Genomic DNA, 2,644 nt, shown 5'->3' on the forward strand with positions numbered 1-2,644 from the left:
CCGACAACACCCGAACACGCATCCTGCTCAGGCTCAGTCGCGAGCCGAGCTATCCGGCCGAGCTGGCCGAGCGACTCGGCGTCTCCCGCCAGATCCTGTCCAACCACCTGACCTGTCTACGCGGCTGCGGCCTCGCTGTTGCGATACCCGAAGGGCGGCGTATGCGATATGAATTGGCCGACAAGCGAATCGGCCGCGCGCTGGATGACTTGATGGGACTGGTGCTCGCCGTCGATCCGAATTGCGTCTGCCCCGGCACCGACGGCAGCGCCTGCGGTTGCGGGTGCGAGTGACGACTCGCGCACTGTCCGAGCAACGCCGCCGAGCGCTTGCGCGTCGCATCCGGCGGTTGGTTGCCGCGACGATCTCCTACAACGTCATCGAGGCGATCGTCGCCATCTCGGCGGGCACGGTGGCCGGCTCGACCGCGCTGATCGGCTTCGGACTCGACTCGGTGATCGAGGTGTCGTCAGCCGCGGCGGTGGCATGGCAGTTTGCCGGCCATGACCCCGATGCCCGCGAGAAGATCGCGCTGCGCGTCATCGCATTTTCTTTTTTCGGGTTGGCGATCTATGTCGCGGTTGAGTCGCTACGGTCATTGCTCGGCCAAGGCGAAGCACAGCCGTCCACGCCAGGAATCATCCTCGCCGCGGTGAGCCTGGCGGTCATGCCGGTGCTGTCCTACGCGCAGCGTCGAGCCGGCCGCGAGCTCGGTTCACTCTCAGCCGTGGCCGACTCAAAGCAAACGCTGCTGTGTACCTATCTGTCCGCGGTGCTGCTCATCGGCCTGATCCTCAACAGTGTTTTCGGTTGGGCATGGGCCGATCCGATCGCCGGCTTGATGATCGCCGGTATCGCCGTCAAAGAGGGCGTTAACGCGTGGCAGGGCGACGCGTGCTGCTCAGCACCGGCCGACGCTAGATCCACTGCAGCAGAACAGGATTGCGGCTGCTGCGACGACTGACAAATCAGAGGTGGCCGCCGCCAAGACAACCTGGCCGCGCGACTGGAAGCAGTTTGGCGCGCGATGATCGCACTCTGAAACCTGAGTCTCGCGCCGCCAAGCTTTGGGAATCCGCATTGAGCGGATCCACGAAGTATGGCTTACGCATGTCGCTGCGGGGATAAGCTTTCAGCCACACTGTCTTCGGACGGGTTCCGTATAAGTCGCGGGCAGCGACCAGGTTCTCACCCTCATAGGCGACCCTTCTTCAGCCTGCAATTTTTCCGGGAAAGTGCGGGTGGAGGCCTGCGGATTTACAGGCTCGGTGAGATAGGTCTCCTCCCGCCGGCCGGTCACCCCTGGGCTCGTCGTCGAGCCTGCAATTTTGCAGGGAAAGTGCGAGTGGAGGCCTGCGGATTTACAGGCTCGGCGAGGTAAGGCTGCTCCCGCCCCGCACTTCAAGAATCCTCCAAGGCCTCCCCAGCAAGCTGCTCCGCAATACCCCGCTTCAGCGGTAGAAACGCACACCAGAGGGGACGAGACCATGACGAACCGTTCACGCCGCCATCTACGGCCGGTACGGGATGTCGCCGCGCCGGCGCTGCAGTTCCGCACCATCCACGGTCATCGCCGCGCCTTCCGTATCGCCGGGTCCGGCCCGGTCGTCGTGCTGCTGCACGGCGTGGGCGACAGCTCCACCACGTGGGAACCGGTGCACGCCAAGCTCGCTCAACGATTCACCGTCATCGCCCCGGACATGCTGGGCCACGGCGAGTCGGACAAGCCGCGCGCCGACTACTCACTGGCGGCCTTCGCTAGCGGGCTGCGCGACCTGCTGACCACCCTGGAAATCGACCGGGTCACGCTCGTCGGGCATTCTCTAGGTGGCGGCCTGGCAGCCCAGTTCGCTTATCAATATCCGCACTTCGTGGAGCGCATGGTGCTGGTGAGCGCGGGCGGCGTGACCAAAGACGTGAGCGTGGCACTGCGAGTGGCGGCCATGCCGATGGGCGCCGAGGCGCTGTGCGCGCTCAAACTGCCGGGCGCCCTTTCCGCCCTCGGACTCGTCAGCCGCGTCGTCGGAAGCGTCAAGGGCTCCGCCCGATTCACCCGCGATGTGGCCAGCCTGCCGCGACTGGTCGACGGGTTGTGTAAGCCCGGCGCCGTGGACGCATTCGCCCGCACCCTGCGCGCAGTCGTCGACACCCGCGGACAGTTCGTCACGATGCTGGACCGGACCTACCTGATGCACGACCTCCCGGTGCAGATCATCTGGGGCGAGGACGACCTGATCATCCCGGTGAGCCATGCCCGGTTGGCGCACGAGCAGATCCCCGGCTCACGCCTCGAGATATTCGAGAAGTCCGGGCACATGCCGCACGGAGATCACCCGAACCGTTTCGTGGAGGTCGTCCAGCGATTCATCGACTCGACAACGCCCCACCAACACCAGCCGGACCTGATGCGCAAAGCGCTGCAAACCGGCGTCCGTCAGGACCTGCACGCCCCGGTCGTCAACGTCGCGTCGGATCTGGCGTAGCGATCGACGGCACGCCCGAAAGTTCCCGAAGACCCGTCGCCCGCGTGACGGCACGGCATGATGGCCTCATGGCAGTGCGGCCGCCCTCCGACGTGGAAATAGACATCAGTCACCAGCAGTCGCGCGCGCTTCGATGGGTCGCCGTGGCCGCTAGCGCAGTC

Annotated in this window: 3 protein-coding genes; all 3 read left to right on the forward strand. The window is 65.4% G+C overall.

Going from position 1 to position 2,644, the window contains the following annotated elements; translation table 11 throughout:
• Positions 1-293: metalloregulator ArsR/SmtB family transcription factor (locus Q0C41_RS31130; protein ID WP_291990897.1), on the forward strand; the 293-nt coding region annotated here is incomplete at its 5' end.
• Positions 290-964: a cation transporter gene (locus Q0C41_RS31135; RefSeq protein WP_291990899.1), complete on the forward strand. Its 675-nt coding sequence runs from the start codon at positions 290-292 to the stop codon at positions 962-964. The genes Q0C41_RS31130 and Q0C41_RS31135, both read left to right, overlap by 4 nt.
• A 523-nt stretch (positions 965-1,487) precedes the next feature.
• Positions 1,488-2,483 carry an alpha/beta hydrolase gene (locus Q0C41_RS31140; RefSeq protein ID WP_291990901.1) on the forward strand — a complete coding sequence of 332 codons (996 nt, stop codon included), beginning with the start codon at positions 1,488-1,490 and terminating at the stop codon, positions 2,481-2,483.
• Positions 2,484-2,644 lie beyond the last annotated feature (161 nt).

This window comes from Luteitalea sp. (assembly GCF_022842525.1).
Lineage (GTDB): Bacteria > Acidobacteriota > Vicinamibacteria > Vicinamibacterales > Vicinamibacteraceae > Luteitalea.

Excerpts from the sequence above, each read along its gene's own strand:
- Q0C41_RS31140 (WP_291990901.1), top strand. The coding sequence starts at position 1,488 with ATGACGAACCGTTCACGCCGCCATCTACGGCCGGTACGGGATGTCGCC.